The following is a 3,834-nucleotide window of genomic DNA, read 5'->3' on the forward strand; positions in this document are numbered from 1 at the left end:
TACAACACCTAACACTATTGGTCAACCAGTAGGTCAACCTGTAGCACCTACAACACCTAACACTATTGGTCAACCAGTAGGTCAACCTGTAGCACCTACAACACCTAACACTATTGGTCAACCAGTAGGTCAACCTGTAGCACCTACAACACCTAACACTATTGGTCAACCAGTAAGTCAACCTGTAGCACCTACAACACCTAACACTATTGGTCAACCAGTAAGTCAACCTGTAGCACCTACAACACCTAACACTATTGGTCAACCAGTAGGTCAACCGGCATCTCCTCCGGAGCAACCTAAAGATACTAGCAAAATGCGACATCGGGTTAGTGTGAGGGATGAAATTTATACCAAGTTAAAAGAGGAGTCTAAGCGTCAGGGTAAACCAGTAGTTCAATTAGCAACTGAAGCAATTGCAGAATACCTGGAAAAAATTAGGAAAAATGAAAGTTTAACTACTACTGATGAAACTAATTTTTAGGTAAGCATTTAGCGGTCAGCTCTCAGCCAATAGCTTCGGACAAAATGAAATCCTATGGCATTATTAAAAGACTAAAGTAAAATGCCCAAGTATGGGTTAAAGTACATCCGAAGATTTCTCCTATCTATAGCAAATGTGTTTTTGTAATTCACAAAAAAAAGGCTGAATGCTGAAATTTTTAGCTGCTTCTAGGATAAATTCCATGTCTGAAAATAAGTATGTGGGATAAATTTCTGTAGAAATGTTTTGCTATTTAAGGAGCTAATAACTGAAAGTGAATTAATTGGAAAAATAGACACCTTGTAGTTGATGAAAATTAGCTGTGTTAACTATCAGAAAAATCAACTTCAGGAGACTGAAGAGCATTATCAAACTAAACATCAGCCGTAAAATACTTTAAAGGCAAAAAAATAAATGGAAATGGCTTTGTTGCTATTTCTGTTTATTTATAAAATGCTAGGTTTGATTCTGATTTAATGTCAATAATGACAAAAAAACTCTGCCACGCTTCCGCAGTTTTTTACTGTATCTACTAGCTCGTCTAGACTAAAATTGTGTGTAAAACTTACCCCTCTCCTTGCAGGAGAGGGGTTGGGGGAGAGGTCTTCATTAACTCGCTCTTTACCCACATTTTAAAGCTAGACACGCTACTACATCAGATGAATACTGGAAAGTGGGGCAGATTTTAACTATTAATTTTTTTCAAGAATGGCTGATTTGCAAAGATTAGCGATCGCTCGCCACCAAATTGATAAACAGAAGGTTTTTCTAACTTTTGAACAACAGCATTATTTAGGGCGAGTGTTACGATTGGGGGTGGGAGACCAGTTTATTTTAATGGATGGTGAGGGTAAATGGTGGTTAGCTAAACTTACACTAGATATTTCTGGAAAAGCTGAGTTAGGTTCTGTTTTAGAACAAGAAATTTCGATTCAAAATGAGTTACCAATAGAACTAATTCTAATTTCTGCTTTACCTAAAGGAAATAATTTTGATGAGGTTGTGCGACAAAGTACTGAATTAGGAGTTACTCAGATTTTGCCAGTTATTAGTTCTAGAACTTTGCTTAAACCTGGTCTGCAAAAGTTAAAAAGGTGGCAGAAAATTGCTACTGAAGCTGCTGAACAATCAGAGCGTCAAGTGGTTCCTAAAATTAGAGAAGTTAGAGAATATTCTGTTGCTTTATCTTTATTTGAGAACGAAAATTTGTGTACTAATTATCATAAGTATATATGTGTTGCTCGTAATAGTTATCCTCTTTTACTGGAGAGTTTATTGGATAATCAAAAACTGGAATCAATAGTCATTGCTACTGGTCCTGAAGGAGGTTGGACTGATGGGGAAATAGAAGTAGCGATCGCTACTGGTTTTCAAGCTGTTTCTCTTGGTAAGCGTATCCTAAGATCGGTTACAGCTCCTTTGGTTGCGTTATCTTTGGTTGCTGCTGTATTCGATGGAGAGAAAAAAAAAATATATAGCAATGGTGATAAGTAGTTGTGCAAAATAAATTTCTTATTTAACTTAAAGTTTCCTCTATTCAGTTTATTTGTTGAATAAATAATCATGCTTGTAGGCGAGTTACTCCTAATAACATTATTGTATCAGAGTTAGTTTGAGTATGCAACTTCTTTTTTGGCTTCGGCGCGGCTTTTTTTTTGGTGCTTCAGAGAATGAAAATGTTTTGGGTTAAGGTGATTTTGATAGAGAACTGGTTCAATGCTGATACAGTAGATTCGAGGTCTTTGAGGTAGAAATGATCGGATTCAAATGTAGCATGAGCATTTTGCCTGCTAATACTCTACCTGGCTGAGATGAAATTTACTATCTTACCATTTGGCGTTGCATATTTATGGGATGAATTATAGTTTTGGAGAAAGAGGAACTAAAAGATTGGATTTACCTTCTACTCAAAGATTCATCCCTTGGTTCAGGAACGCCTACCATTTTGAATTTCAACCTGCCCCTACCGATCTTTTGTTGAATAAATAATCATGCCTATAGGCGAGTTAACCCTAATACTCTGATTGTATCAGAGTTAGTTTGAGGATGCAACTTCTTTTTTCGCTTCGGCGCGGCTTTTTTTTTGAGTGCTTCATAGAATGAAAATGTTTTTGGTTAAGGTGATTTTTGGTAGGAGGCAATAGAAAGGAGAAGGGTGAAAAGGCACTTGAAAAATTCCTAGATTTCAAAAGCAGGTTTTGTTCTAAGTTTGAGTTATAGGTTTGTGGTTTTAGTTTAAAAATTTTAAATTTTGTCAGGGATTGATGATAAATCAGGATAAATTTTGTCTGATTTTCCTGACGAGGTTTCAATATTTTCAGCTCTTTGGTTCAGTTCTGTGATAATCTAAAAAATATTATAATCCAAAGGATTGTTATAGCTTAATTGAATTTTGAGGCTGAAAATACTGATTATACTGTTGTTTTGAGAGGCGATCGCTTTAATTTCTTTGAAGATGAAAGACTAATTTTTCTCTGTTCAGTTTGGGGTAGGTTGATAGATTGACTGTTTTGTGGTAAAGGAAAGAAGGAGGAAGAAGGAAGAAGTGAGAAGTCAGAAGTGAGAAAGCTAAACTGTCATTGGGAGGGAGGATATTTCATCATTGATATTTTCTGACAACTTAAATAAGACAACGTAAGCATTCAACTATCAGCTTTTGAAAGTAATAACTACTAAGGTTAGCTGAGGACTAATTTCATTTCCTTTCCTTTCCTTTCCTTTCCTTCGGAATGCTAGGCAAACGGAATGCTGCGCAAACATAACTTTTAATTTTTCTTGGAGACTAATTCCTCATAAACGAGACAATGAGCTGGTAACTCATAACTCATAACTCATAACTCATAACTCATAGTTCATAGTTCATAGTTCATAGTTCATAACTGATAGCTGACGGCTGAATGCTTACAGGACAACTATAATATAGACTTCTTGCAGAAGTCAGGTATGGAGGGAATAGGTATGGAGGGAATAGGGAGATGAAATTGTTAATTTTATATCTTGAATTTATTTAATTAAAACTTTTGCAAGAGGTTTTATGAAAGAAATTAAAGAAGTTGCTAGTCTGCTAGAACAAAAAAATTATCAACAGGCAGCAAAATTACTAAAAAAACTACAAAAAGAACATCCTCAAAATCTGTTGGTGCAACTATATATTGGGCGGTGGTATGAAGAAATAGATAAACTCGAATCAGCAGAAAAGTTTTATAGAAAATTGCTCAAAGATGCAACAAACCCACAAGTAGTTATACAAGCACGCCAAGGTTTACAAAGAATAGAAAATATCGAAAAAAATCGCCAACAACAAGAAATTGCTGCTGCCAAATCTAATCCCGAAAATATAGAACCAGGAT

2 protein-coding genes and 1 pseudogene are annotated in these 3,834 nt (G+C 35.6%); all 3 read left to right on the plus strand.

Features of this window, described 5'->3' with window-relative positions; translation table 11 throughout:
* Window positions 1-484: pseudogene (locus F6K22_RS35010) on the plus strand (hypothetical protein); the annotation flags it as partial.
* A gap of 708 nt (window positions 485-1,192) precedes the next feature.
* Window positions 1,193-1,978: a 16S rRNA (uracil(1498)-N(3))-methyltransferase gene (locus tag F6K22_RS35015; RefSeq protein ID WP_293109077.1), complete on the plus strand. Its 786-nt coding sequence runs from the start codon at window positions 1,193-1,195 to the stop codon at window positions 1,976-1,978.
* 1,540 nt (window positions 1,979-3,518) lie between these two features.
* On the plus strand, window positions 3,519-3,834 hold a 316-nt coding region (locus F6K22_RS35020; protein WP_293109079.1), incomplete at its 3' end, for a tetratricopeptide repeat protein.

Source organism: Okeania sp. SIO2F4 (genome assembly GCF_010672385.1).
GTDB lineage: Bacteria > Cyanobacteriota > Cyanobacteriia > Cyanobacteriales > Microcoleaceae > Trichodesmium.

What these genes read in the sequence shown, in the direction of transcription:
- F6K22_RS35015 (WP_293109077.1), top strand. Translation starts at nt 1,193, where the DNA reads ATGGCTGATTTGCAAAGATTAGCGATCGCTCGCCACCAAATTGATAAA.